This window comes from Burkholderia sp. 8Y (assembly GCF_902506145.1).
In the GTDB taxonomy this organism is placed as follows: Bacteria; Pseudomonadota; Gammaproteobacteria; order Burkholderiales; family Burkholderiaceae; genus Caballeronia.
In genome coordinates this window covers 2,337,988-2,363,562 of record NZ_LR733520.1, presented here as the reverse complement: position 1 = coordinate 2,363,562, position 25,575 = coordinate 2,337,988, and the positions used below count along the sequence as shown (strand labels likewise).

The following is a 25,575-nucleotide window of genomic DNA, read 5'->3' as shown; positions in this document are numbered from 1 at the left end:
GTATTGAGTGAACGTTTTCTTCGAGGAATCGGGTAGTTTCAAGGCCGGCTCGGTCTTGTCGAAACAAGGCGACGCGTTCCAGGTCGAGTTGCCGGGCGGACGCCGCGCGAAAGTGCGCGCGAAAGACGTGCTGATCGAATTCGAGAAGCCCGCCGCCGCCGATCTGATGCAGGAAGCCGACGCCATCGCGCAGGACATCGATCTCGATTTCCTGTGGGAATGCGCGCCCGAGGAGGAGTTTCCGTTCGCCGCGCTCGGCGCGGATTATTTCGGCGACAAGTTCGGTCCGAGCGAGCGCGCCGCGCTCGTGCTGCGCATGCACGGCGCGCCGGTATACTTCCGCCGCAAGGGGCGCGGGCAGTATCAGCGCGCGCCGCAGGAGCAGTTGCAAATGGCGCTGGCGTCGCTCGAGCGCAAGCGGCAGCAGGCGCTCGTGCAGGCGAGCTACGAGGAAGAACTGAAGGCGGGCAAGCTGCCCGAGGCGCTGAAGGACAAGGCAATCGGCCTGTTGACGAAGCCGGACAAGAATTCCATCGAATACAAGGCGCTCGAAGCGGCGGCGGCGGCGCGCGGCATTTCGCAGGCGCGCCTCATGCTGGAATGCGGCGGCATTGCGTCCGCGCGCCAGTTGCATGAAGCGCGCTTTCTCGCCGAATACTTCCCGCACGGCGTCGGCTTCCCGGCGGTGCATCCCGCGCCGTTGCCCGGCGACTTGCCCGAAGCGGACGGCGAAGCGTTCTCCATCGACGACGTGACGACCACCGAAATCGACGATGCGTTCTCCGTGCAGCATCTGGCCGACGGCCGCTTGCGCATCGGCGTGCATATCGCGGCGCCGGCGCTCGGCATCGCGCGGGGCGACGCCATCGATTCGATCGCGCGCAGCCGTCTTTCGACGGTCTACATGCCCGGCGACAAGATCACGATGCTGCCGGATAACGTCGTCGACGTGTTCACGCTCGCCGAGGGCGGGTTGCGGCCGGCGCTGTCGCTGTACATCATCGTGAATCGCGAGACGCAGGAGATCGTCGCAAGCGAAACGCGCGCCGAGCGCGTGTTCGTCAAGTCGAATCTGCGCCACAACCATCTCGACGAGCACGTGACCGAGGAAAGCCTCGCTGCCGGCACGGGCGAATATCCGCACAAGGAAGACATCGCCGTGCTGTGGCCGCTCGCTCTGGCGCTCTTCGAGAAGCGGCAGCAGGCGCGCGCGACCTACGGCCTCAAGCGCGAAGTGCAGCGCAACAACGACTTCAATTTCTACGTCGAAGGCGAGCACATCACCATCACGCCGCGCCGGCGCGGATCGCCGCTCGACTTGATCGTGGCCGAACTCGCGATTCTCGCGAATTCGTCGTGGGGCGCGTTTCTCGACGATCACGGCGTGCCGGGCATCTACCGTTCGCAGCGCGGCTTCGGCGGTCCCGGCCCCAAGCGCACGCGCATGCAGACGACGCCCGCGCCGCACGAAGGGCTCGGTGTCGCGCAATATGCGTGGAGCACGTCGCCGCTGCGCCGCTACGTCGATCTGGTGAATCAGTGGCAACTGCTCGCGTGCGTGCAGCACGGCGTGACCGCGAAACTCGCCGCGCCGTTCAAGCCGAAGGACGCGGACCTTTTCGCCGTGGTGCAAGGTTTCGACGATACGTACACGGCCTACGCCGATCACCAGCGCCGCATGGAGTATTTCTGGTGCCTGCGCTGGCTGAAGCAGGAGAACCGGCGGCACGTCCCGGCGTCGGTGGTGAAGGACGATCTCGTTCGATTCGAAGAAATTCCGCTGATCCTGCATGTGCCCGGCTTGGGCGTCCACGCGCGCGGCACGCGGGTGATGCTGGAAGTCGTATCCATCGATGAGCTGACCGTCGAGGCGTCGTGCCGTCTGCTGCACGTGATCGACGCGCCGTCCGCTGCCGCGCCGGTCGAAGAGGAAGAGAGCGAAGAGGAAATCATCGAAGCCGACGACCTCAGCGCCGAAAGCGAAGCCGAAGCGCAGGCGGAGGCATCGGCGGAGGCATCGGCGGACGTTCCCGCGCAGCCCGCGCCAGAGCCGCAGGAGCCGAACGCATGAGCGCGCTTGAACCGCGCGACCGGTACGCGGTGATCGGCAATCCGGTCGAGCACAGCAAGTCGCCGTGGATTCACGCGCGCTTCGCCGAGCAGACCGGCGAAGCCGTCCAATACGGGCGCATCCTCGGGCCGCTCGGCGGCTTCGAACAGGCAGTGAAAGCGTTCATCGCGTCGGGCGGACGCGGCATGAACGTGACGGTGCCGTTCAAGCTCGACGCCCACGCGTTCGCCGATTCCCTGTCGCCGCGCGCAGCGGCGGCGGGCGCGGTCAACACGCTGTCGTTCGACGCGGACGGCGTGCGCGGCGACAACACCGACGGCGTCGGCCTCGTGCGCGACATCGAAGCGAATCTCGGCGTGAGTCTCGAAGGCGCGCGTGTGCTGCTGCTCGGCGCGGGCGGCGCGGCGCGCGGCGTCGTCTTGCCGATCTTCGACCGGCAGCCGGCGTCCCTCGTCATCGTCAATCGCACGGCGGTGAAGGCGCAGCAGCTCGTCAGCCAGTTCGCGCAGGCCGCGCAGGAGGCGAAGGTGCGTCTGTCGGGCGGCGGCGCGGACAGCATCGAAAAGACGCGCTACGACGTGATCGTGAACGCGACGGCCGGCAGCCTCGACGCCGCGCTGCCCGAATGCGACGACGCCGCTTTCGGCGCGGGCACGCTCGCCTACGACATGATGTACGGCCCGAAGCCCACGGTCTTCATGCAGCACGCGGAGCGTCTCGGCGCGCGCGCGGCGGATGGCCTCGGCATGCTGGTCGAACAGGCCGCCGAATCGTTCTTTATCTGGCGCGGCATGCGCCCGGACGGCGGCGCGGTGCTGCGCGAATTGCGCCAGTCGCTGGCGGCAAAAGCCTGATGACGACTGCGCCTGGCCGCAGCCGCACGTCACCGGGCGATCGCCCCGCGCGCCGCGCCGCGCGGCTCGGCCCCGCGCGATGGATCGCTTACGGCGTTTACGTGTTCTTCATCGCGGTTCTCGCGACGCAGCTCTACTTTTTCCTCCAGATCGGCGCATGGACCGTGACGAACCCCGGTTCCACCGCGTTCATGCGCGCCGATGCGTGGACGCTCGCGAAGACGCATCCGGGCATCGCGCTGCAACGCACGTGGGTGCCGTACGACCAGATTTCGCGCAATCTGAAGCGCGCGATCATCGCGTCCGAGGATGCGAACTTCGTCAATAACAACGGCTACGAAACCGACGCCATTCTGCAGGCATGGGAGAAGAACAAGTCGCGCGGGAAGATCGTCGCGGGCGGCTCGACCATCTCGCAGCAACTCGCGCGCAATCTGTTTTTGTCGCGCGAAAAGAGCTATGTGCGCAAGGCGCAGGAGCTGGTGATTACCTGGATGCTCGAATTCTGGTGGACCAAGGAGCGCATCTTCGAGGTCTATCTGAATTCGGTCGAATGGGGCAACGGCGTGTATGGCGCGGAAGCCGCCGCGCATTATTACTACAAGACGTCGGCGGCCAAACTGACGGCGGGACAGAGCGCGCGCCTCGCCGTCATGCTGCCGCGCCCGAAGTACTTCGACGACCATCGCAACTCGGCGTATCTGACCATGCGAGCCCGCGTCATCGCACGTCGAATGGGCGCCGCCGAGTTGCCGGAATAAAATTTAGTTGGCGTCGCTAAACTTTATAAAGCCCTGATCCGTCAGGGCTTTTTTGTTTTCATGCGGCTTTCGCCTGTCAGTTTGGCTCCCATTATGTGAACAGTGCGGTCACATATTGAATATTTGAGATAGCCGGAACTACAATCCGTCCAAGCTTTCGACGATACCGCCAGAAGGCACGGCGCACAGCGGCCACGCTTGCGCGACAAGAACAAAACGGAGACACGTCATGCACTCGATCGCCTGCCCGCGCTCGCGGGTCGCGCCGCACGATTCATCCGCCTCACGCGCGAAGCCCGCGCCGTCTTTCGCGCCGCGCATGACGCGCATCGCGGAGCGATCGATATGACCAAATTCCAGCACGCCGACTCGGAAAGCGGCCTCGCCGCCAACGACGCCCGCGCGAAGGACACCGGCCGCCGCGACGCCGACGCCATCGCGCTGCCGAGCGCGCTCGTCGATATCACGCCCCAGCAGGCCGGCACGCAAACGCTGCTGCGCGGCCTCGCGATTCTCGAAGCCGCCGCCAACGGCGCACGCGATCTGCGGTCGTTCAGCGCGGCGCTCGGCACGACGCGCAGCACCACGCACCGGCTCGTGAGTTCGCTCGTGCAGGCGCGCTATCTGCGGCAAGTGCAGGGCGGCTATCTGCTCGGGCCGAAGCTGATCGAGCTCGGCACCATCGCGCTCGAACAGATGCCGCTCACGGCGGTGGCGCGTCCGCATCTTCAGGCGCTCGCGCAGCATACGCACGACACAATTCACCTAGGCGTGCGCGACGGCGACGACGTGCTCTATATCGACAAGATTCCCGGCACGCGCGGGCTCGAAATGCGCTCGCGCGTCGGGCACCGCATGCCGCTCGCATCGACGGGCATCGGCAAGGCGATGATGCTCGACCTCGAAAGCAACGCGTGGAAGAAGCTGCTCGACGCGTCGCATCGCGCGCTCGCGCGCACGAGCTTCAAGCCGGAGAACCGCCCGGACGTCGATACCTTTCTGCAGCGCATGACGCGCTATTCGCAAGGCGGCTTCACGTTCGATCTCGAAGAAAACGAGGCGTCGATTCGCTGCGTCGCCGCGCCCGTGCGCGATGCGTCGGGGGCGATCGTCGCGGCGCTTTCGGTTGCGAGCACCATCCCGTATATGCCGGACGAGCGCATGGAAGAACTGATTCCGGTCGTGCAGCGCGAAGCGCGCTCGATCTCCGAAGAACTCGGCTGGCGCGCGCCGCAGGCCAATCGCCGGATCAAGCGATGAACGCGCCCGCTCTCATCGCGCTCGACTGGGGCACCACGTCGCTGCGCGCCTATCTGCTCGGCGACGACGCCACGGCGCTGGACACGCGCGCTTCGTCGGCGGGCATCATGAAGTTGCCTGCGGGCGGCTTCGACGAGGCGTTCGAAGACACCTGCGGCGCGTGGCTCGACGCGCATCCGCATTTGCCGGTGATCGCGGCGGGCATGATCGGCAGCGCGCAGGGCTGGATCGAAGCGCCGTATGTCGATGCGCCCGCCGACGCCGACGCGCTCGTCGCGGGCATCGCCACGGTGACGGCGGCGCGCGGCGTGACCGTGCGCGTGGTGCCGGGCGTGCTCGAACGCGGCACGCTGCCCAACGTGATGCGCGGCGAGGAAACGCAGATCGTCGGCGCGCTCTCGGCGGACGCGTCGCTTGCCGCGCCGGGCGGCGCGCTGATCGGCCTGCCGGGCACACATGCGAAATGGGTGTTCGTCGACGAGGGGCGCATCGAGCGTTTCTATACGTTCATGACCGGCGAAACGTTCGGCGCGCTGCGCGACCACACGATTCTCGGCCGCACGATGCAGCACGGCGCGGCCTCCGATGCCGCCGCGTTCCTTCGCGGCGTCGATACCGCGCGCGATGCCGGTCATCCCGGCGTGCTCGCGACCATTTTCAGCACGCGCACGCTCGGCCTCACCGGGCAACTCACGCCCGAACAGCAGCCGGATTATTTGTCGGGATTGCTCATCGGCCATGAGTTGCGCGGGCTGAACGAAGTGCTGGCGCGCAACGCGTCGTCGCTCGCGGGCAGGACGCTGCGTCTGATCGGCAACGACGCGCTCTGCGACCGCTATCGCGCCGCGCTCGCGCGCTTCGACTGCCACGACGCGCAGACGGTCGCGCACGCCACCGAACACGGTCTCTACCGAATCGCCGCGCAAGCCGGGCTCGTGACCGCCCCCGCGAGCGCCGCCTGACGCAGCACAGACGAACCCGCACACGCAAGGAGCACGACGATGCAACCTCACATCAATCTGCCCGGGCCGTACGAGATGCACGCCGGACTCGCGAAGGCGTTCGCCCAGTGTCCGCTGATCGCGATCCTGCGCGGCGTCACGCCCGCCGATGCCGCCGAGCATGGCCGCGCGCTCTACGAAGCGGGCTTTCGCATCGTCGAAGTGCCGCTCAATTCGCCGCAGCCGTTCGACAGCATCGCGGCGATCCGGCAGGCGCTGCCGGAAGACGCGATCGTCGGGGCCGGAACCGTGCTGCATCCGAGCTACGTCGATAACGTGAAGGACGCGGGCGGCGAACTCGTCGTGATGCCGCACAGCGACGGCGATCTCGTGCGCGCCGCGAAGGCGCACGGGCTCGCCTGCGCGCCGGGCGTCGCCACGCCGAACGAGGGTTTTCTCGCGCTGAAGAACGGCGCGGACGTGCTGAAAATGTTCCCCGCCGAGCAGTTCGGCCCGACGGTCGTGAAGGCGTGGCGCGCGGTCATCGCGAAGGAGGTGCCGCTCGTGCCGGTCGGCGGCATTGCGCCGGACAACATGGGGCCGTTCCTGACGGCGGGCGCGAACGGCTTCGGCTTGGGCTCGGCGCTCTACAAGCCGGGGCAAAGCGTGAGCGTGACGGCATCGCACGCGAAGGCGTTCATCGAGGGGCTCGCCATCGCGAAAGGTGAGAAGCGATGAACCGGCTGGCCGGCAAGGTCGCGATGGTGACGGGCGCCGGGCGTGGCATTGGCGCGGCGATCGCGCTGGCGTTCGCGCGTGAAGGCGCGGCGGTCGCGCTCGCGGAACTGAATATCGACACGGCGCGCGAGACGGCGCAGCGCATCGCCGACGAAACGCAGTCTGGGCGCGTGTTCGCCGTGCACACCGACGTGACGCAAAGCGCATCGGTGAAAGACGCCGTGGCGCAGACCGAAGCGAAGTTCGGCGCGCTCGACGTGCTCGTAAACAACGCCGGCATCAACGTGTTCTGCGACCCGCTCACCATGACGGACGACGACTGGCGGCGCTGCTTCGCCGTCGACCTCGACGGCGTCTGGAACGGCTGCCGCGCGGTGCTGCCCGGCATGGTGGAACGGGGCCGGGGCAGCATCGTGAATATCGCCTCGACGCACAGCTTCAAGATCATTCCCGGCTGCTTTCCGTATCCGGTGGCCAAGCACGGCGTGATCGGGCTCACGCGCGCGCTCGGCATCGAGTACGCGCCGAACAACGTGCGCGTGAATGCCATCGCGCCGGGTTACATCGAAACGCAGTTGACGCTCGACTGGTGGAACACGCAGCCGGACCCGGCCGCCGCGCGAAAGGCGACGCTCGATCTCCAGCCGATGAAGCGCATCGGACAGCCGCAGGAAGTCGCGATGACGGCGGTGTTTCTCGCATCGGACGAAGCGCCGTTCATCAACGCAAGCTGTATCACCGTGGATGGCGGGCGTTCCGCGCTGTACCACGACTGAAGCGACCGACGACGCACGAATCGAAGAAATGACGCACTGGCCGCGGTGCGGCATCCACGCAGAAAGACACGCGGCCACACGCTTTCCACCGCCCGCACGCGGGTATTTTGAGACAACGGAAAAAGTCGGGAGACAAAAGATGAAACGCAGACTGTTCCTCACGCTGATCGCAGCCGCCACGGCCACGAGCGCCACGATGATCGCGGCGCCCGTCGCGCAGGCCGCCGACGACATCAAGATCGGCTTTCTCGTGAAGCAGCCGGAAGAGCCGTGGTTCCAGGACGAATGGAAGTTCGCCGAGACCGCCGCGAAGGAGAAGGGCTTCACGCTCGTGAAGATCGGCGCGCCGTCGGGCGAAAAGGTGATGAGCGCCATCGACAACCTCGCCGCGCAGAAGGCGCAGGGCTTCATCATCTGCACGCCGGACGTGAAGCTTGGGCCGGGCATCGTCGCCAAGGCGAAGGCCGACAAGCTGAAGATGATGACGGTCGATGACCGCCTCGTCGATGGTTCGGGCAAGCCGATCGAGTCGGTGCCGCACATGGGGATTTCGGCTTACAACATCGGCAAGCAGGTGGGCGACGGCATCGCCGCCGAGATCAAGAAGCGCGGCTGGGACATGAAGGATGTCGGCGCGATCGACGTGACTTACGAGCAATTGCCGACCGCGCACGATCGCACGAGCGGCGCCACCGATGCGCTCGTCGCCGCCGGTTTCCCGAAGGCGAACATCATCGCCGCGCCGCAAGCGAAGACCGACACGGAAAACGCGTTCAACGCGGCGAACATCGCGCTCACGAAGAACCCGCAGTTCAAGCACTGGGTCGCCTACGGTCTGAACGACGAAGCCGTGCTCGGCGCGGTGCGCGCGGCGGAAGGCCGGGGCTTCAAGGCGGACAACATGATCGGCATCGGCATCGGCGGATCGGATTCGGCGCTGAACGAGTTCAAGAAGCCGAACCCGACGGGCTTTTACGGCACGGTCATCATCAGCCCGAAGCGCCACGGCGAAGAGACGTCCGAACTGATGTACGCGTGGATCAAGGACGGCAAGGCGCCGCCGCCGCTCACCCTCACGACGGGCATGCTCGCCACGCGTGACAACGTCGCGTCGGTGCGTCAGCAGATGGGCCTGGCGTCGAACTAAATCGATTGAAGCACGGCGGGCCGCGTGAGACGCGGCCCGCGCAGACAAGGAGGCGATGTGTCAGCGACGCTGCGTTTTGACAATATCGGCAAGGTGTTCCCAGGCGTGCGCGCGCTCGACGGCGTGTCGTTCGACGTCAATGCCGGCGAAGTTCACGGTTTGATGGGCGAGAACGGCGCGGGCAAATCGACCTTGCTCAAGATTCTCGGCGGCGAGTATCAGCCCGATTCGGGGCGCGTGCTCATCGACGAAAAAGAAGTGCATTTCGGAAGCGCCGCGGCTTCGATTGCGTCGGGCATCGCGGTGATTCACCAGGAATTGCAGTACGTGCCGGACCTGACGGTGTCCGAAAACCTGCTGCTCGGCGCGCTGCCGAACCGGCTTGGCTGGGTGGACAAGCGCGCGGCGAAACAGCACGTGCGCGAGCGTCTTGCCGCGATGGGCGTCGATCTCGATCCCAACGCGAAACTGCGCAAGCTCTCCATCGCGCAGCGGCAGATGGTGGAAATCTGCAAGGCGCTCTTGCGCAATGCGCGCGTGATCGCGCTGGACGAACCGACGTCGTCGCTCTCCCACCGCGAAACCGAAGTGCTGTTCAAGCTCGTGCGCGATCTCAAAGCGGACAAGCGCGCGCTCATCTATATCTCGCACCGCATGGACGAGATTTACGAACTGTGCGACGCCTGCACGATTTTCCGCGACGGCCGCAAGATCGCGTCGCACACGCGACTGGCCGAAGTGCCGCGCGACACGCTCGTGCAGGAGATGGTCGGGCGCGAGATCTCGGACATCTATAACTATCGTCCGCGCAAGCTCGGCGACGTGCGCTTCGCGGTGCAGAACGTGCAGGGCGACGCGCTGTCCGCGCCCGTCAGCTTCGAGGTGCGGCGCGGCGAGATCGTCGGGTTCTTCGGACTCGTCGGCGCGGGACGCAGCGAACTCATGCACCTCGTCTACGGCGCGGACAAGAAAAAGGAAGGCACGATTCAGCTCGACGGCCAGCCGATCAAGATTCGCAGCACCGGCGAAGCGATTCGCCACGGCATCGTGCTGTGTCCCGAAGATCGCAAGGAAGAGGGCATTGTCGCGATGGCGACGGTCGCGGAGAACATCAACATCTCGTGCCGGCGTCACTATCTGCGCGCGGGGCTGTTTCTCGATCGCAAGAAGGAAGCCGAGACCGCGGACCGCTTCATCCAGCTTCTGAAGATCAAGACGCCGAGCCGCCGGCAGCGCATCCGCTTTCTGTCGGGCGGCAATCAGCAGAAGGCGATTCTCTCGCGCTGGCTCGCGGAGCCGGATCTCAAAGTGGTGATTCTCGACGAACCGACGCGCGGCATCGACGTCGGCGCAAAGCACGAAATCTACAACGTGATCTATCAACTGGCGGAGCGCGGCTGCGCGATCGTGATGATTTCGTCGGAGCTGCCCGAAGTGCTGGGCGTGTCCGATCGCATCGTCGTGATGCGGCAGGGGCGCGTCGCGGGCGAATTGCCGCGCGGACAGGCGAACGAACAATCGGTGCTGAGTCTCGCGCTGCCGCAATCCGAGACGGTCGCAGAGGCCGCCTGAAAGACAAAGGGGACTAAGGGAAGAAATCATGGAAGCCAGAGAAAACATCGTGGGACAGGCGAGTGAGACGGTCGCGAACGCGCTGATTCCCCAGAAGAACGACAAGCAGAAGTGGTGGCAGCAGATCACGGAGTACAGCCTGATCGTGATTTTCATCGTGATGTTCGTCACGATGTCGCTGACCGTCGATCACTTCTTCTCCATCGAGAACATGCTCGGCCTCGCGCTGTCGATCTCGCAGATCGGCATGGTCGCCTGCACGATGATGTTCTGCCTCGCCTCGCGCGACTTCGACTTGTCGGTGGGTTCGACCATCGCGTTCGCGGGCGTGCTCTGCGCGATGGTGCTCAACGCGACCAACAACACGTTCATCGCGATCATCGCCGCGGTGGCGGCGGGTTCGGTGATCGGCTTCGTGAACGGCGCGGTGATCGCGTATCTGCGCATCAATGCGCTGATCACCACGCTCGCGACCATGGAAATCGTGCGCGGGCTCGGCTTCATCGTGTCGCACGGACAGGCGGTGGGCGTGTCGTCGGATACGTTCATCGAAATGGGCAGCCTGACGATGCTCGGCATTTCGCTGCCGATCTGGGTGACGCTCGCGTGTTTCATCGTGTTCGGCGTCTTGCTGAACCAGACGGTGTATGGACGCAACACGCTCGCGATCGGCGGCAATCCGGAAGCGTCGCGGCTCGCGGGCATCAACGTCGAACGCACGCGCGTGTGGATTTTCCTCGTGCAGGGCGCGGTGACGGCGCTGGCAGGCGTTATCCTTGCATCGCGTATCACGTCGGGACAGCCGAACGCGGCGGAAGGCTTCGAGCTGAACGTGATTTCGGCGTGCGTGCTCGGCGGCGTCTCGCTGCTCGGCGGCCGCGCGACGATTTCCGGCGTGGTGATCGGCGTGCTCATCATGGGCACGGTCGAGAACGTGATGAACCTGATGAACATCGACGCGTTCTATCAGTACCTCGTGCGCGGCGCGATCCTGCTCGCGGCCGTGTTGCTGGACCAGTTGAAGAATCGCGGATCGCGCGACTGAAAGGACGGCGAAATATATGGCATCCATCGACAACACCCTCGCGCGCTACCCGAGCCTCGCGGGCAAGACCGTGCTCATCACGGGCGGCGCGACCGGCATCGGCGCGGCGTTCGTCGAGCATTTCTTCGATCAGGGCGCGAAAGTCGCGTTCTTCGATATCGACACCGAAGCGGGCGAGGCGCTGGCCGACCGGCTCGGCGCGGACCTGCCCGCAGACCGCACGCGGCCGATGTTCCTGCGCGTGGATCTCACGGACATCGACGCGCTGCGCCAAGGCATCGCCGACGTGCGCGGCGCGCTCGGGCCGATTGGCGTGCTCGTGAACAATGCGGCCAACGACAAGCGCCATACCATCGAGGAAGTGACGCCCGAATCGTTCGATGCGGGCATTGCGGTGAATATCCGGCACCAGTTCTTCGCGGCGCAGGCGGTCATCGACGACATGAAGCAGCTCGGCGGCGGCGCGATCGTCAATCTTGGCTCCGTTAGCTGGATGCTGAAAAACCCGAATCTGCCGGTGTACGTGACGGCGAAATCGGCGGTGCAGGGCTTGACGCGCGGGCTTGCGCGCGACCTCGGCAAGTTCGGCATCCGCGTGAATTCGCTGGTGCCCGGCTGGGTGATGACCGAGAAGCAGAAGCGCCTGTGGCTCGACGAGGCGGGCAAGCTCGCGCTCAAGCAGGGTCAGTGCATCGACGCGGAAGTGCTGCCCGAGCATCTGGCGCGCGCCGCGCTCTTTCTCGCTTCGGACGATAGCCGCATGATGACGGCGCAAGAGCTCATTATCGACGGAGGATGGGTCTGATGAATGAAAGCGGCAGGAGCGGCGGGAGCGAGGCACGCCTTCTGATCGACAGCCGGTGCGCGCTCGGCGAAGGCGCGACGTGGTGCGCCGCGAGCGGGCGGTTCTACTGGACCGACATCGAAGGCAAGCGATTCCTGCGCTACGACCCGCGCGACGGATCGACCGAAGCGTTCGACATGCCGGAGCGCCTCGCGTGCTTCGCGCTGTGCGCCGATCCCGACGTCGTGCTGCTCGGGCTGGCGTCGCGGCTGGCGTTCTTCCGGTTCTCGACGGGCAAGATCGAAACCATCACGGAAGTCGAAGCCGGCCTGCCGACGCGTCTGAACGACGGGCGCTGCGACCGCGAAGGGCGCTTCGTGTTCGGCACGAAGCACGACGTGGACGACGCGCAGCCGCTCGGCGGTTACTATCGGCTGAATGCGGATTTGTCGCTGGAACGCCTGCCGCTCGGACATTGCGCGATCAACAACAGCACCGCGTTCAGTCCCGACGGCACGAAGCTGTATTACTGCGATACGCCGACGCGCCATATCCGCGTCTGCGATTACCCGAGCCTCGCGAACGACCGCGTGTTCGTCGAACTGACGGACGAGACCGGCGCGCCCGATGGCTCGACCGTCGATGCCGAAGGCGGCCTGTGGAACGCGCAATGGGGCGGCCGGCGCGTCGTGCGCTATGCGCCGGACGGCCGCGAGACCGCTCGCATCGACGTGCCGAGCGCGCAGCCGAGCTGCGCCGCGTTCGGCGGGGCGTCGCTCGATACGCTTTTCGTGACGACGGCGCGCATCGGCTTGAGCGACGACGCGCTAAAGACCGACGCCCACGCGGGCGGCATCTTCACCGCGCAGCCTGGCGTGCGCGGCATCGCCGAGCCGGTTTTCGCGGGCAAGCCGCGCGCATGAGAAACCGAGGCGGCGCGCGATCCGACGCGCCGCCCGCTCACGTCCCGGCCGCGCCGGGTTCTTCGCCTCTCGATGGAGCACGAGTCATGACGGTTGCGCGCAACGAGCGAAGGGTGAAACCGCCATCGGCGGCCACGGCGCAAGCGAATGCGCGCCGCTCGCGGCTCGCCGCCGCCGCCGAACCGCCGATCCGGCCGGGACCGAGCACGGCGGTCGTGGCGATCGGCGGCGCGGCTGTCGAAGGCTGCATCACGCTGGCGAACGCGCATCTGCGGCTCGACGTCGCGCCGGCGCTCGGCGGCGGCATCACGCGCTTCGACTGGCGTCACGAAGGCGCGCTCGTGCCGATTTTCCGGCCGTGCGCCGAGCCCGGCCCGGACACCGATCCGGACCAGCTTGCGTGCTATCCGCTGCTGCCGTATTCGAACCGCATCGGCAACGGGCATTTTCGATTCTCGGGACGCGCGATCGACGTGCCTTGCAATCGCCCCGGCGAGCCGCTGCCGCTGCACGGCGACGGCTGGCTCGGCGCGTGGACCGTGGAGGAAGAAGACGCGACGCGCGTGCGTCTCGCGTTCGAGCGCAGCGACGGCAAGCCGTACTCGTTTCGCGCGACGCAGACCTATGCGCTCGAAGAAGCGACGCTCGTCGTCACGCTCGACGTGCAGAACACCGGCAGCGAGGCGTTGCCTTTTGGCCTCGGCCTGCATCCGTTTCTGATGCGTGAAGCCGACACCGAGCTTTCGGCGGCGGCGGGCGGCCTGTGGCTTTGCGGCGACGACTGGCTTCCCGTGCGCCATGTGCCCGCGCCGCCTGCGTGGCAATTCGGCGTCGCGTATCCGATGCCGTCGGAGATGGTGAACAACGCGTTCACCGGCTGGAGCGGACGCACGAGCGTGCTGTGGCCGAAGCGCCGTCTTTCGCTGACCATTGCCGCCGACACCGACTACTACGTGCTCTACGCGCCGCCGGGCGAAGACTTCTTCTGCTTCGAGCCGGTCGATCATCCGATCAACGCGGTGAACCTGCCGGGCGGCGGCGAGGCGAACGGCATGACCGTGCTCGCGCCCGGCGAGCGGCTCTCGCGCAAATTTCGCTTCACCGTCGAGCGCACGGGCGAGGCCGCGCGCCGCGCCCGGCCGCGCACGCGTGCGGGATCGAAGGCGCGTTCACGCGCGGCGCTCGCGCGCTGAAATCGCCATCGGGCAGCGATGCCGCGCACGTTAAAATGCGTGGCATCGCTTTCTTCCGACCCTTCCCATGTCTTTTATCCAGTCGCTCAACGCCGCGTGGTCGCGCACGCAATCGCTCCTGTGCGTCGGCCTCGATCCGGAGCCGTCGAAGTTTCCGGGCGCGCTCGCCGGCCGGGCGGACGCGATCTTCGAATTCTGCAAGACCATCGTCGATGCCACCGCGCCGTATGCGTCGTCGTTCAAGCCGCAGATCGCGTACTTTGCCGCGCATCGCGCGGAGGATCAGCTCGAAGCCCTGATCGCGCACATCCACGAGAAGCACGCGGGCGTGCCGGTCATTCTCGACGCGAAGCGCGGCGATATCGGCAGCACGGCCGAGCAATACGCGAAGGAAGCGTTCGAGCGTTACCAGGCGGACGCGGTGACGGTGAATCCGTACATGGGTTTTGATTCGATCGAGCCGTACCTTGCGCATGAAGGCAAGGGCGTGATCGTGCTGTGCCGCACGTCCAACGCGGGCGGGTCCGATCTGCAGTTCCTCACGACGGACGGCAAGCCGCTGTATCAGGTCGTCGCGCAGCTCGCCGCAGAAAAGTGGAATGCGAGCGGGCAGTTGGGGCTGGTCGTCGGCGCGACGTTTCCGAAGGAAATCGAAGCGGTGCGCGGCATCGTGGGCGACATGCCGTTATTGATTCCGGGCATCGGCGCGCAAGGCGGCGATGTCGAAGCGACCGTGCGCGCGGGCCGCACCGCGAACGGCACGGGCATGTTGATCAACTCGTCGCGCGCCATCCTCTATGCCGGCAAGGGCGACGACTACGCGAGCGCGGCGGCCGAAGCCGCGAAGAAGACGCGGGATACGATCAACGCGTATCGGTGATGCGTGCGGCGCGGGTTTGTTGCTCGCGGTGATGCGGGGAGTCGGGCGGCATTCGCGGAGTTTCCGATCGCTCATGTGCGCGGTGGCGCTTATCGCCCGGCTAATTCAGAAAGCCGCGCGGCTTTCGCAGCGCGTGCGCCGCTACGGTTGATGTGCGGCGCGCGTTCACCGCTCGCGCTGATGCAGGAGGTTTGAGCGGCTTTTTCGCAGGGTTCGGGCGCAGACCGCTAACGTGCGCGGCGGTGCCGTAACTCTCGCGTTTCTATAGAAAGCCGAGCAGCTTTCGCAGGGATTCCGACCGCTGACGTGCGCGGCGACGGCTTATCGCTCGCGCTGATCCATAAACCCGAGCCGCTTCCGCCGCGCATGCGCCGCGACCGCTGCTACGCGCGGCGCCCGTTCACCGCTCGCGCTGATCCAAAAAATCGAGCAGTCTCCTCAACGCATGCGCCGCGGCCTGCGTACGCACCTGTTCACGATCGCCCTTGAAATGCTGCGTCTCGAACGCGGTGTGCAGGCGATTGCTCCACGCGAAGCAGACCGTGCCGACCGGCTTCGCTTCGCTGCCGCCAGCGGGACCCGCGACGCCCGTGATCGACACCGAGACCTGCGCGCGGCTGTTGCGCAGCGCGCCTTCGGCCATCGCTTTCGCGACGGGTTCGCTCACCGCGCCGTGCTGCTCGATCAAGGCAGCGGGCACGCCGATCATCTCCGTTTTCGCCAGATTCGAATAGGTCACGAAGCCGCGCTCGAACCACGCGCTGCTGCCCGAAATGTCCGTGATCGCGGCCGCCACCATGCCGCCCGTGCACGATTCGGCGGCGGCGAGCATCAGCCGTTCGTCGCGCAGTTTGTTGCCGACGCGGATCGCGAGTTGATGAACGACGGTATCGGTTGGCATGGCGGTGTCTCGCAGACAGGAAAATGAAACGTCATACGGTCATAGGGTCATGCGCCACAGCGCAATCACGAGCAGGCTGAAGAACGCGGCGACGAGATCATCGAACATGATGCCAAAGCCGCCTTTCAGATGGCGGTCGAAATAGCGGATCGGCGGCGGCTTCACCATGTCGAAGAAGCGAAACACGATGAACGCCCACAACTGCCCGGTGAACGTCGCGGGCGTGACCACCAGCAGCACGAGCCAGAACGCGACGATCTCGTCCCACACGACCGGCGACGGGTCCGCGACGCCCATCTTCTTCGCGGTAAAGCCGCAAAACCAGCATCCGGCGATAAAGCCGACGGCGATCAGCGCGCCCCATTCCGCCACCGTCAGATGCCGGTTGAGCGACCCGAACGACGCCCACGCGAAGAGCGTGCCGACGGTGCCGGGCGCAATCGGCGAAAGCCCGCTGCCGAAGCCGAGCGACAAAATGTGCAGCGGATGCGTGAGCATGAAACGCGCGCTCGCCTTGCGCGGTTTGGCCGGGGACGGGGAGCGCGGCGGCGGAGATTCGCTCGCGGCGTTGGGTTCAATCTGCATGGAAATGGTCGAAGCCTTGCAACGTCAGGGAGAGCGGCGCGCCCGCGCCGTCGCGCCAGGCGATGGCGGGCACGCCCGCGGAATCGATTGTACCGATGCGCGCGAGCGGCACGCCCACCCGCTCGCCGACGCGCGCCACCGCATCGCGTGCCGCGCGCGGCGCGGTGAAGCAGAGTTCGTAGTCGTCGCCGCCCGCGAGCGTGCATTGGCGGCGCGCGGGCTCCGGCAGGGCGCGCACGGCATCCGAACAAGGCACGGCGTCGGCATCGACGGTTGCCGAGACGCCCGAGCGCGCGAGGATATGCATGAGGTCGCCCGCGAGGCCGTCGGAGATGTCGAGTGCCGCATGCGCGATGCCGCCGAGCGCGAGACCGAGCCCGAGCGCGACGCGCGGCTCCGGCCGTTCGAGCGCGCGCTTCCATGCCAACGCGCTCGCTTCGTCCGGCGCGGCCCATTCGTCGCGCATGACGCCGAGACCTGCGCGGGCATCGCCGAGGACGCCGGACACATAGATGTCGTCGCCGGGTTTTGCTGCATCGCGTCGCAGCGCCGCGCCGTGCGCGATATCGCCGAATACGGTGATGCAGATGTTGAGCGGCCCGCCCGTCGTGTCGCCGCCCACGAGCGCGCAGTCGAAGCGTTCGGCCAGCGCGAACATGCCGTCGCTGAACGCGGCGAGCCACGCTTCGTCGGCGCGCGGCAAGGCGAGCGCGAGCGTGAATGCGTGCGGCTTCGCGCCCATCGCGGCGAGGTCGGAGAGGTTCACCGCCAGCGCCTTGTGGCCGAGCGCGTGCGGATCGACATCGGGGAAGAAATGGCGGCCGGCGACGAGCATGTCGGTCGAGATCGCGAGTTGATGGCCGGCGGGCGGCGCGATCAGCGCGCAGTCATCGCCGATGCCGAGCGGCGCGTCGCCCTGTCTCGGCGAGGGCGCTTTCGCGCGGCGGGCGAAGTATCGATCGATCAGGGAGAACTCGGAAAGCATCGTCGGGGAAGTGAGTTATTTGTGCAGTGCAAGAGAAAGACGGCGCGGCAACGACTGCGCCTTCGGGCGCCGCCGCATGTCTCGAAAAAACGGAATGATGTGTCGAAAGCCTTGCCCCGCCGGGCGATCAGGCGTTCTCCGGTCACGGCACTTGTAGCTGAATTGCATGGACTGCGCGCGAAAGCGGGGCTGGATTGGCGCTACAATGCGTTCGAAGTTCCATTCTAATTCCCGCACTGCTAGCCCGCCTTATGACGACTCCCGCCAATATGAAGTTGCGCGAAGCCGCGCTCGATTATCACGAGTTTCCGACGCCCGGCAAAATCGCGATCGCCCCGACCAAGCAGATGATCAACCAGCGCGATCTCGCGCTGGCGTACTCGCCGGGCGTGGCGTTCGCGTGTGAGGCGATCGTCGAAGACCCGCTGAACGCCGCGCGCTTCACGGCGCGCAGCAATCTCGTCGGCGTCGTGTCGAACGGCACGGCGGTGCTCGGGCTCGGCAACATCGGGCCGCTCGCCTCGAAGCCGGTCATGGAAGGCAAGGCCGTGCTCTTCAAGAAGTTCGCCGGCATCGACGTGTTCGACATCGAGCTGAACGAAACCGATCCGCACAAGCTCGTGGACGTGATCGCCGCGCTGGAGCCGACTTTCGGCGGCATCAATCTGGAAGACATCAAGGCGCCGGACTGCTTCATCGTCGAGCGCGAGGCGCGCAAGCGCATGAAGATTCCCGTGTTCCACGACGACCAGCACGGCACGGCCATCGTCGTCGCGGCGGCCATCACCAACGGGCTCAAGGTGGTCGGCAAGGATATCGGCGAAGTGAAGCTCGTCGCCTCGGGCGCGGGCGCGGCGGCGCTCGCGTGTCTCGACTTGCTCGTCGATCTCGGCATGAAGCTCGAAAACATCTTCGTGACGGATCTGGCCGGCGTCGTCTACAAAGGCCGCGTCGAACTGATGGACCCGGACAAGGAACGCTTCGCCCGCGAAACGAGCACGCGCACGCTCGCGGAAGTGATTGAAGGCGCGGACGTGTTCCTCGGTCTGTCGGCCGGCGGCGTGCTCAAGCAGGAGATGGTGAAGGGCATGGCCGCGAAGCCGCTCATTCTCGCGCTCGCCAATCCGACGCCGGAAATTCTGCCGGAACTCGCGCTGGAGGTGCGTCCGGACGCGGTGCTCGCCACCGGCCGCACGGACTATCCGAATCAGGTCAACAACGTTCTGTGCTTCCCGTTCATCTTCCGTGGCGCGCTCGACGCAGGCGCGACGACCATCACGAAGGAAATGGAAATCGCCGCGGTGAACGCGATCGCCGAACTCGCGCGCCAGGAACAGAGCGATATCGTCGCGACGGCGTACGGCATTCAGGACTTGTCGTTCGGGCCGGACTATCTGATCCCGAAGCCGTTCGATCCGCGTCTCATCGTGAAGATCGCGCCGGCGGTGGCGAAGGCCGCGATGGATTGCGGCGTGGCGACGCGTCCGATCGAAGACATGGACGCGTACGAGCAGCACTTGCAGCAGTTCGTCTATCACAGCGGCACGACGATGAAGCCGGTGTTCCAGCTTGCGCGCAGCGTGGAGGCGGAGAAGAAGCGCATCGTATTCGCGGAAGGCGAGGAAGAGCGCGTGCTGCGCGCGGTGCAGATCGCGGTCGACGAGAAAATCGCGAAGCCGATTCTCATCGGCCGTCCGGCGGTCATCGACCAGCGCATCACGAAGTTCGGCCTGCGGCTCACGCCGGGCGTCGATTTCACGGTGGTCGACACGGACCACGACGAGCGTTACCGCGACTTCTGGCAGACCTATTACACGATGATGGCGCGCAAGGGCATCAGCGAGCAGATGGCGAAGCTGGAAATGCGCCGCCGCACCACGCTGATCGGGTCCATGCTCGTCAAGAAGGGCGAAGCCGACGGCATGATCTGCGGCACGGTGAGCACGACGCATCGGCATCTGCACTTCATCGATCAGGTGATCGGCAAGAAGGACGGCTGCAACGTGTACGCGGCGATGAACGCGCTCGTGCTGCCGGGCCGCCAGATTTTTCTGGTCGATACGCACGTGAACGTCGATCCGACGCCCGAGCAACTGGCCGAAATCACGATCCTCGCGGCGGAAGAAGTGAAACGCTTCGGCATCATGCCTAAGATCGCGCTGCTGTCGCATTCGAACTTCGGCACCAGCAACGCGCCGACCGCGCAGAAGATGCGCGACGTGCTCGCCATTCTGAAGGAGCGCGCGCCCGATCTCGACGTGGACGGCGAAATGCATGGCGACGTGGCGCTGGACGCGCGTCTGCGCCGCGAAGTGCTGCCTGAATCGACGCTGGAAGGCGACGCGAATCTTCTCATCCTGCCGAACATTGACGCGGCGAACATCTCGTACAACCTGCTGAAGACGGCGGCGGGCAACAATATTGCGATCGGGCCGATTCTGCTCGGCGCGGCCAAGCCGGTGCATGTGCTGACGGCCTCGGCCACCGTGCGGCGGATCGTCAATATGACGGCGCTGCTGGTGGCGGACGCTTCGGCGGCGCGCTGACCGCTTCGCTCACCCCTGAAGCCTGACGCGGCGGATCCATCCCGCCGCGTTTTTTTTTCGGGCAAAAAAAAGCGTGCCGCGAACGCGGCACGCCGGGGCATGAGCAAGGGGGAATTTGCTGTTCCCTAAAGACGCAGGGCATTCGACATGGAGCGCATGCCGTGAAACTGACGACAAGTGAGGCAGCTTGTCCAAAGGTTTCCGTTCCCAGCACGTCAATTATTATCTTGAGCGGTTTAAAAATCACTCAGATTCGGGCTAGTTGTGGTTGCTTTTTCTCAGTCGTTCGACCTGCGCACGGGCAGAGTTGAGAAAAAAATTCCGAATTCCCGCCGAACGTTGCTTCGCTCTGGCATTAGCGATACCCTTACATCTTTCGTGGTTGTCGCATTTTCGGTTCATCGCGGGGACATTCGTTTCGTGAAGCGTGCAACGGCACTTGCCTGCATCGTCGCACTCGGCGTCATTCTGGGCGGCTGCGGCAAAGACGACTCCCGGAGCGGCGCGGCCGACACGGCAACGTCGGCGAATGCGGCGAATGCGGCGGAACAGGCCAAGGCGGGAGCGCCGGCGAATGTGGTCGACCCGGCGAAGATTCAGCCGGACGCCGGCCGGCCTTCCACCATCGAGACCCGGCAGGCACGCAACGACGGCTTCGCAACCGTGGCGGTCGCGCGATTGCCGAGGCAGGCGGTTGAGACACTGCAATTGATCCAGGCGGGCGGGCCTTTCCCTTACGAGAAAGACGGCGTCGTGTTCGGCAACCGCGAACGCTTGCTGCCACGGCATGCGCGCGGTTATTACCACGAATACACGGTCCCCACGCCGCGAGCGCGGGATCGCGGCGCGCGCCGGATCGTATGCGGCGGCGCCAAGCGGCAGATCGACGATTGTTATTACTCGGACGACCACTACGCCAGTTTTAAACGCATTGCGGGATAACGAGGGATTAACGGCATGAGCGACAACATCTACGCGCACGACAACGGCGTCGCGGGTGATTTTTTCGCAACCGGCGACGGCAACCTGTTCCAGCGAGTATTGCGGCTACGCATGACAGAACACGACAACAGACCCGATGACGAGCCGAATCCGAACGAGCATCCGGCGGCGCATCCGCACGACGAGTCGGAGTCTTTGTTCGCAACGGTGCGGCCGAACATCGTGCAGTCGATTCGCGCGTTCCGCGTGCAGGAACTCGCTGACGAGGCGAACCGCCTCCGCCAGCATTTTCTGTATGCGTATCTCGGCCAGGCGCAGAGCAAACAGGAAGTGCTGGAGACCATCGCGACTTCGTTCCTGTTTCCCAAGCATTTCGGGAAGAACTACGACGCGCTCTACGATTGCCTGACCGACCTCGTTCACCGCGCGGGCTCGCAGCCGGGCTTCGTGATCGTGCTGGAGCAGTTGCCTATCGCGCAGAAATTCGACAAGGAAGGGCGCGAGACGCTGCTCGACGTGTTCCGCGATGCCGCCGAATTCTGGGCCGAGCGGCGCGTGGCGTTCCGCGTGTTTTATTCGTTTGTTTGATCCCGCTCGACCGAAGCCGCTTCTCCAGCTAAGAAAACAGCCCGTGATCGGGCTGTTTTGCTTTGGTAGCGGCTCGGCGCGGTTCACCATCCGCCCCAGCGCGCGGCCAGCGCCGCGAGCACGGCGGTTGTCTGGGTCGGTCAGGTTGCGCGGGACTGAAGCCCCTTTTCCAGCCGTTGAGAAAACAGCCCGTCATCGGGCTGTTTCTCTTTGATAGCGGCTCAGCGGTGTCGTCGCCGTCGAGCGCCGGCGCGTAGCCGCACGCCGACGCAATCGACGCGAAATCAACGCGAAATCGACGCCGCGCCAGACGGTCGCCTGTCCGCCGGTCGATGCATGCGCGCCGTTGTCGAGCGGCGCGGGTTTACCATCCGCCCCAGCGCGCGGCCAGCGCCGCGAGCACCGCGATACCGGCCGTCTCGGTGCGCAGAACGCGCGGTCCGAGACCGAGCGCCGCAAACCCCGCCGCGACGATCTCGCTCTCTTCTTTCGGCGAAAAGCCGGCTTCCGGACCGATCACGATCGTGACCTGACCGCGCGGCGGTTCGCCAGGCAGCGCGGCGAACGAGACATCGGCGCGCGGCGAAAGCAGCAGCCGCAATTCGCCATCGGCTGCGTCCGGCAATGCCGCGAGCCATGCGGCGACATCGCGCGGCGCGGCCACTTCCGGCACGCGATTGCGTCCGCATTGCTCGCATGCCGCGCGCACGAGCGCCTGCCAGTGCGCCTGACGCCGCAGCGCGCGCTCGCCCGCCAGCCGCACGACGCCGCGCTCCGCCGTGAGCGGCACGATCTGCGCGACGCCCAGTTCCACGGTCTTCTCGATCAGCCAGTCCATCTTGTCGCCGCCCGCGACGCCCTGCGCGAGCGTCACGCGATACGGCGGCTCCGCTTCGCGTTCGCTGTGCGCGTCGATGCGCGCGAGCGCCGCGCGTTTGCCGATCTCGACGAGCGCGCCGTGATACTCGCCGCCGCTTCCGTCGAAGAGCGTGATCGCGTCGCCGATCTGAAGGCGCAGCACGTGCACGTGGCGAACGACTTCGTCGGGAAGAGAAAGGGTCGCGCCCGCCGCGAGCGGGCCGTCAACGAAAAAACGTGGCATGGAGGGCGATCACGGACAGGTCGATCACGGACGCACGGTCCGCGGATAGCGCCTTGCGGCAAGTTCAACGAAGATGGCGCGCAATCGCCCAGCGATAGCCGTCCGGATCTTCGATCTGCGCGAAGCGGTCGCCCCAGAACTGGTCCTGCGGCTCGATGAGCGCCTTTGCGCCAACGGCGAGCGCATGCGCGAAGGTGGCGTCGACATCGTCGACATACAGATAGAAGGACTGCGGCGCCATGTGCCCCGCGCTCTTCGGCGTGCGCGCCTGCGATCCGTACGCGCCCTCCGGCGCGAACATCAGGATCAGTTGCCCGCGATACGTCATCTCCACATGGATGATGGTGCCGTCGTCATTCACGCTGTCACGTACCGCAAAGCCGAGCGCCTTTTCGTAAAACGCAATGCTCACGCGCGCATCGCGCACGGTCAGATAGGGCGTCAGCCAGGGGACGTCGGCGGGGCGAGGGTCGGTCATCGAAAGCACTCCTTGAAGCCTTTTGCTCGTGGCAGTGAGGGCATTTTGCCATGACGCGCGGACGGGCCGCGGCGCGGGGCCGCATTTGCGCGCACCGGCGGCCGATGTGCCGCCGAATGTGCGGCTTCACACGGCGCCGCCGGACACGCGCGGCTGCACGGAAGATGCCCGCGAACGCCGGGAGCCGCACGTTCGGCGCCGTGTCGCACGCCTGTCAATCGGACCGGTCTGTTAGAATGACCGCCTCCCGATCCTCGTCGTTTCTCGTCGTTCCGGTACTGAAAACGCGGTGTGCCGCGGGTCCGGCGTCCGGTGCCAGCACCGGCTACAGGCAGCGGCAAGAAGCACCGTGGATCATTTCAGCACTGCTTCAAAGCACTGCCTCACGCTTCCGTAGCCGCCGACACCCGACATGACGATCCCGACTTCCAGCCCGACCGCCCTCATGGCCAACGCGATCCGCGCGCTCGCCATGGATGCCGTGCAACAAGCCAACTCCGGTCATCCCGGCATGCCCATGGGCATGGCCGAGATTGGCGTCGCGCTGTGGTCGCGCCATCTGAAGCACAATCCGTCGAATCCGCACTGGTTCGACCGCGATCGTTTCGTCTTGTCGAACGGTCACGGCTCCATGCTGCTGTACGCGCTCCTGCACCTCACCGGCTACGACCTGCCGATGAGCGAGATCAAAAACTTCCGCCAGTTGCATTCGAAGACGCCGGGCCATCCCGAAGTGGGCATCACGCCGGGCGTCGAGACGACCACGGGCCCGCTCGGTCAGGGCGTCGGCAATGCGGTCGGCATGGCGCTCGCCGAAGCCCTGCTCGCCGCCGAGTTCAACAAGGCGGACGCGAAGATCGTCGATCACTACACGTACGTGTTCCTGGGCGATGGCTGCCTGATGGAAGGCATCTCGCACGAAGCCTGTTCGCTCGCCGGCACGCTGAAGCTGAACAAGCTGATCGCGCTCTACGACGACAACGGCATTTCCATCGACGGTCACGTCGAACACTGGTTCCACGACGACACGCCCAAACGCTTCGAAGCGTACGGCTGGAACGTGATTCGCGGCGTGGACGGCCACGATGTGAACGCCGTGGACGCCGCCATCGCCGCCGCGAAGCAATCCGACAAGCCCACGCTCATCTGCTGCCGCACGGTCATCGGCAAGGGCGCGCCGACGAAGGCGGGCGGTCACGACGCGCACGGCGCGCCGCTCGGCGGCGACGAAATCGCGGCGACGCGCGCGGCGATCGGCTGGCAGTACGAGCCGTTCACGATTCCGCAGGAAGTCTATGCGGCATGGGACGGCAAGGAGCAGGGCGCACGCGTCGAAGGCGAATGGAACAAGGCGTTCGACGCCTATCGCGCGAAGTACGCCGAGCAAGCCGCCGAGTTCACGCGCCGCATGAAGGGCGAGCTGCCCGCCGACTGGAAAGCGAGCGCGGCGAAGATCATCGAGGACGCGAACCAGCGCGCGGAAACCGTCGCGACGCGCAAGGCATCGCAACAGGCCATCGAAGGGCTCGCTGCCGCGCTGCCGGAACTGCTCGGCGGTTCGGCCGACCTGACCGGCTCCAACCTCACGAACTGGAAGGCGTCGAAAGCGGTGCGCGCGGCCGGCGACGCGGAGAACGCCAACGCGGGCCACGCGGGCATCCAGTGGGGCAACCACATCAATTACGGCGTGCGCGAGTTCGGCATGAGCGCGGCCATCAACGGCATCGCGCTGCATGGCGGCTTCCGTCCGTTCGGCGGCACGTTCCTGACGTTCTCGGACTACAGCCGCAACGCGCTGCGCGTCGCCGCGCTGATGAAATCGCGCTCGATTTTCGTCTTCACGCACGACTCCATCGGTCTCGGCGAAGACGGTCCGACGCACCAGTCGATCGAGCACGTCTCCAGCCTGCGCCTGATTCCGCAGTTGCAGACGTGGCGCCCGGCGGATACGGTGGAAACGGCCGTCGCGTGGACGCATGCCATCGAACACGAAGGGCCGTCGACGCTGATTTTCAGCCGCCAGAATCTTCAATTCTCGCCGCGCAACGACATTCAGATCGCGAATATCGCGAAGGGCGGCTACGTGCTCGTCGACTGGAACGACGACATTCCCGCGCGCAAAATCATCCTGATCGCGACGGGTTCGGAAGTGCAGCTCGCGATGCAGGCCGTCGAGGCGCTCGCGAAGGAAGGCATCGGCGCGCGCGTCGTGTCGATGCCCTGCACGAATCTCTTCGACAAGCAGGATGCCGAGTACCGCGAGCGCGTGCTGCCGAAGGGCGTGGCGCGCGTAGCGATCGAAGCGGGCGTGACGGATTTCTGGCGCAAGTACGTGGGCCTCGAAGGCGGCGTGGTCGGCATCGACACGTTCGGCGAGTCCGCGCCGGCCGGGGCGCTCTTCAAGCACTTCGGCTTCACGGTGGAGCACGTGGTCGAAACGGCGAAGGCCGTTCTGGCGGCGTAAGCATCCGCGTGCAGCGAAGCAAGGTTTTTTAAGCCAAGG

At 65.8% G+C, this 25,575-nt stretch carries 23 protein-coding genes; 18 read left to right on the top strand and 5 right to left on the bottom strand.

Annotation, left to right across the window (positions count from 1 at the left end; translation table 11 throughout):
- Positions 1 to 7 precede the first annotated feature (7 nt).
- The 14 genes from GV035_RS21630 to pyrF all read left to right on the top strand — a co-directional run bounded on the left by GV035_RS21630 (position 8) and on the right by pyrF (position 14,945).
- On the top strand, positions 8 to 2,071 hold the full coding sequence (locus GV035_RS21630) for a ribonuclease catalytic domain-containing protein (RefSeq protein WP_159836987.1): 2,064 nt from the start codon (positions 8 to 10) through the stop codon (positions 2,069 to 2,071).
- On the top strand, positions 2,068 to 2,925 hold the full coding sequence (gene aroE / locus GV035_RS21625) for a shikimate dehydrogenase (protein ID WP_159836986.1): 858 nt from the start codon (positions 2,068 to 2,070) through the stop codon (positions 2,923 to 2,925). The genes GV035_RS21630 and aroE overlap by 4 nt, the downstream gene beginning before the upstream one ends.
- Positions 2,925 to 3,686 (top strand): monofunctional biosynthetic peptidoglycan transglycosylase, encoded by a 762-nt coding sequence (gene mtgA / locus GV035_RS21620; protein ID WP_159836985.1) that lies wholly within the window; start codon positions 2,925 to 2,927, stop codon positions 3,684 to 3,686. Before aroE ends, mtgA begins: the two co-directional genes overlap by 1 nt.
- A 345-nt stretch (positions 3,687 to 4,031) precedes the next feature.
- Positions 4,032 to 4,946 (top strand): IclR family transcriptional regulator, encoded by a 915-nt coding sequence (locus GV035_RS21615; RefSeq protein ID WP_159836984.1) that lies wholly within the window; start codon positions 4,032 to 4,034, stop codon positions 4,944 to 4,946.
- Positions 4,943 to 5,908, top strand: coding sequence for a 2-dehydro-3-deoxygalactonokinase (locus GV035_RS21610; protein WP_159836983.1), 966 nt, complete (start codon positions 4,943 to 4,945; stop codon positions 5,906 to 5,908). The genes GV035_RS21615 and GV035_RS21610 overlap by 4 nt, the downstream gene beginning before the upstream one ends.
- Positions 5,909 to 5,947: 39 nt before the next feature.
- On the top strand, positions 5,948 to 6,625 hold the full coding sequence (locus GV035_RS21605; protein ID WP_159836982.1) for a 2-dehydro-3-deoxy-6-phosphogalactonate aldolase: 678 nt from the start codon (positions 5,948 to 5,950) through the stop codon (positions 6,623 to 6,625).
- Entirely contained in the window at positions 6,622 to 7,401 is a 780-nt protein-coding gene (locus GV035_RS21600) for an SDR family oxidoreductase (RefSeq protein WP_159836981.1), read from the top strand. The genes GV035_RS21605 and GV035_RS21600 overlap by 4 nt, the downstream gene beginning before the upstream one ends.
- A 139-nt stretch (positions 7,402 to 7,540) precedes the next feature.
- On the top strand, positions 7,541 to 8,548 hold the full coding sequence (locus tag GV035_RS21595; protein WP_159836980.1) for an arabinose ABC transporter substrate-binding protein: 1,008 nt from the start codon (positions 7,541 to 7,543) through the stop codon (positions 8,546 to 8,548).
- Positions 8,549 to 8,605: 57 nt separating this feature from the next.
- Entirely contained in the window at positions 8,606 to 10,120 is a 1,515-nt protein-coding gene (araG, locus tag GV035_RS21590; RefSeq protein ID WP_159836979.1) for an L-arabinose ABC transporter ATP-binding protein AraG, read from the top strand.
- Positions 10,121 to 10,148: 28 nt separating this feature from the next.
- Positions 10,149 to 11,165 carry an L-arabinose ABC transporter permease AraH gene (araH, locus tag GV035_RS21585; RefSeq protein ID WP_159836978.1) on the top strand — a complete coding sequence of 339 codons (1,017 nt, stop codon included), beginning with the start codon at positions 10,149 to 10,151 and terminating at the stop codon, positions 11,163 to 11,165.
- 16 nt (positions 11,166 to 11,181) lie between these two features.
- The gene (locus GV035_RS21580; protein WP_159836977.1) at positions 11,182 to 11,970 is read left to right on the top strand and encodes an SDR family NAD(P)-dependent oxidoreductase; all 789 of its coding nucleotides are present in this window, start codon (positions 11,182 to 11,184) and stop codon (positions 11,968 to 11,970) included.
- Positions 11,961 to 12,872, top strand: a complete 912-nt coding sequence (locus GV035_RS21575; protein ID WP_159836976.1) for an SMP-30/gluconolactonase/LRE family protein — start codon at positions 11,961 to 11,963, stop codon at positions 12,870 to 12,872. The genes GV035_RS21580 and GV035_RS21575 overlap by 10 nt, the downstream gene beginning before the upstream one ends.
- 86 nt (positions 12,873 to 12,958) lie before the next feature.
- Positions 12,959 to 14,065, top strand: a complete 1,107-nt coding sequence (locus GV035_RS21570) for an aldose 1-epimerase (RefSeq protein WP_159836975.1) — start codon at positions 12,959 to 12,961, stop codon at positions 14,063 to 14,065.
- A gap of 67 nt (positions 14,066 to 14,132) precedes the next feature.
- Positions 14,133 to 14,945: an orotidine-5'-phosphate decarboxylase gene (gene pyrF, locus GV035_RS21565; RefSeq protein ID WP_159836974.1), complete on the top strand. Its 813-nt coding sequence runs from the start codon at positions 14,133 to 14,135 to the stop codon at positions 14,943 to 14,945.
- A 400-nt stretch (positions 14,946 to 15,345) separates the two neighbouring features.
- On the opposite strand, the gene GV035_RS21560 is transcribed toward pyrF, so the two are convergent.
- From GV035_RS21560 to thiL, 3 genes are read right to left on the bottom strand one after another with little or no spacing between them, the layout of a single operon-like run.
- Positions 15,346 to 15,846, bottom strand: coding sequence for a CinA family protein (locus tag GV035_RS21560; protein WP_159836973.1), 501 nt, complete (start codon positions 15,844 to 15,846; stop codon positions 15,346 to 15,348).
- A gap of 39 nt (positions 15,847 to 15,885) precedes the next feature.
- A complete protein-coding gene (locus GV035_RS21555) occupies positions 15,886 to 16,431 on the bottom strand; it encodes a phosphatidylglycerophosphatase A family protein (protein ID WP_201304010.1) in 546 nt (181 codons plus the stop codon).
- Positions 16,421 to 17,416 (bottom strand): thiamine-phosphate kinase, encoded by a 996-nt coding sequence (gene thiL, locus GV035_RS21550; protein ID WP_159836972.1) that lies wholly within the window; start codon positions 17,414 to 17,416, stop codon positions 16,421 to 16,423. The genes GV035_RS21555 and thiL overlap by 11 nt, the downstream gene beginning before the upstream one ends.
- A gap of 251 nt (positions 17,417 to 17,667) precedes the next feature.
- Between thiL and GV035_RS21545 the strand changes: the two genes are divergently transcribed.
- The 3 genes from GV035_RS21545 (at position 17,668) to GV035_RS21535 (ending at position 21,492) form a co-directional block, all read left to right on the top strand.
- Entirely contained in the window at positions 17,668 to 19,962 is a 2,295-nt protein-coding gene (locus GV035_RS21545; RefSeq protein ID WP_159836971.1) for an NADP-dependent malic enzyme, read from the top strand.
- 420 nt (positions 19,963 to 20,382) lie between these two features.
- Positions 20,383 to 20,904 (top strand): ribonuclease, encoded by a 522-nt coding sequence (locus tag GV035_RS21540; protein ID WP_159836970.1) that lies wholly within the window; start codon positions 20,383 to 20,385, stop codon positions 20,902 to 20,904.
- A 15-nt stretch (positions 20,905 to 20,919) separates the two neighbouring features.
- On the top strand, positions 20,920 to 21,492 hold the full coding sequence (locus GV035_RS21535) for a barstar family protein (protein WP_159836969.1): 573 nt from the start codon (positions 20,920 to 20,922) through the stop codon (positions 21,490 to 21,492).
- A gap of 364 nt (positions 21,493 to 21,856) precedes the next feature.
- Here the strand turns inward: GV035_RS21535 and GV035_RS21530 are convergent, their stop codons facing one another.
- Positions 21,857 to 22,594: a 16S rRNA (uracil(1498)-N(3))-methyltransferase gene (locus GV035_RS21530; protein ID WP_159836968.1), complete on the bottom strand. Its 738-nt coding sequence runs from the start codon at positions 22,592 to 22,594 to the stop codon at positions 21,857 to 21,859.
- 64 nt (positions 22,595 to 22,658) lie between these two features.
- Positions 22,659 to 23,072, bottom strand: coding sequence for a VOC family protein (locus GV035_RS21525; protein ID WP_159836967.1), 414 nt, complete (start codon positions 23,070 to 23,072; stop codon positions 22,659 to 22,661).
- 412 nt (positions 23,073 to 23,484) lie between these two features.
- Here GV035_RS21525 and tkt point away from each other — a divergent pair, with 412 nt between their 5' ends.
- A complete protein-coding gene (tkt, locus tag GV035_RS21520) occupies positions 23,485 to 25,536 on the top strand; it encodes a transketolase (RefSeq protein WP_159836966.1) in 2,052 nt (683 codons plus the stop codon).
- Positions 25,537 to 25,575 lie beyond the last annotated feature (39 nt).

Excerpts from the sequence above, each read along its gene's own strand:
- aroE (WP_159836986.1), top strand. The coding sequence starts at position 2,068 with ATGAGCGCGCTTGAACCGCGCGACCGGTACGCGGTGATCGGCAATCCG.
- mtgA (WP_159836985.1), top strand. The coding sequence starts at position 2,925 with ATGACGACTGCGCCTGGCCGCAGCCGCACGTCACCGGGCGATCGCCCC.
- GV035_RS21615 (WP_159836984.1), top strand. The coding sequence starts at position 4,032 with ATGACCAAATTCCAGCACGCCGACTCGGAAAGCGGCCTCGCCGCCAAC.
- GV035_RS21610 (WP_159836983.1), top strand. The coding sequence starts at position 4,943 with ATGAACGCGCCCGCTCTCATCGCGCTCGACTGGGGCACCACGTCGCTG.
- GV035_RS21605 (WP_159836982.1), top strand. The coding sequence starts at position 5,948 with ATGCAACCTCACATCAATCTGCCCGGGCCGTACGAGATGCACGCCGGA.
- GV035_RS21600 (WP_159836981.1), top strand. The coding sequence starts at position 6,622 with ATGAACCGGCTGGCCGGCAAGGTCGCGATGGTGACGGGCGCCGGGCGT.
- GV035_RS21595 (WP_159836980.1), top strand. The coding sequence starts at position 7,541 with ATGAAACGCAGACTGTTCCTCACGCTGATCGCAGCCGCCACGGCCACG.
- araH (WP_159836978.1), top strand. The coding sequence starts at position 10,149 with ATGGAAGCCAGAGAAAACATCGTGGGACAGGCGAGTGAGACGGTCGCG.
- GV035_RS21580 (WP_159836977.1), top strand. The coding sequence starts at position 11,182 with ATGGCATCCATCGACAACACCCTCGCGCGCTACCCGAGCCTCGCGGGC.
- GV035_RS21575 (WP_159836976.1), top strand. The coding sequence starts at position 11,961 with ATGGGTCTGATGAATGAAAGCGGCAGGAGCGGCGGGAGCGAGGCACGC.
- GV035_RS21570 (WP_159836975.1), top strand. The coding sequence starts at position 12,959 with ATGACGGTTGCGCGCAACGAGCGAAGGGTGAAACCGCCATCGGCGGCC.
- pyrF (WP_159836974.1), top strand. The coding sequence starts at position 14,133 with ATGTCTTTTATCCAGTCGCTCAACGCCGCGTGGTCGCGCACGCAATCG.
- GV035_RS21560 (WP_159836973.1), bottom strand. The coding sequence starts at position 15,846 with ATGCCAACCGATACCGTCGTTCATCAACTCGCGATCCGCGTCGGCAAC.
- GV035_RS21555 (WP_201304010.1), bottom strand. The coding sequence starts at position 16,431 with ATGCAGATTGAACCCAACGCCGCGAGCGAATCTCCGCCGCCGCGCTCC.
- thiL (WP_159836972.1), bottom strand. The coding sequence starts at position 17,416 with ATGCTTTCCGAGTTCTCCCTGATCGATCGATACTTCGCCCGCCGCGCG.
- GV035_RS21545 (WP_159836971.1), top strand. The coding sequence starts at position 17,668 with ATGACGACTCCCGCCAATATGAAGTTGCGCGAAGCCGCGCTCGATTAT.
- GV035_RS21535 (WP_159836969.1), top strand. The coding sequence starts at position 20,920 with ATGAGCGACAACATCTACGCGCACGACAACGGCGTCGCGGGTGATTTT.
- GV035_RS21530 (WP_159836968.1), bottom strand. The coding sequence starts at position 22,594 with ATGCCACGTTTTTTCGTTGACGGCCCGCTCGCGGCGGGCGCGACCCTT.
- GV035_RS21525 (WP_159836967.1), bottom strand. The coding sequence starts at position 23,072 with ATGACCGACCCTCGCCCCGCCGACGTCCCCTGGCTGACGCCCTATCTG.
- tkt (WP_159836966.1), top strand. The coding sequence starts at position 23,485 with ATGACGATCCCGACTTCCAGCCCGACCGCCCTCATGGCCAACGCGATC.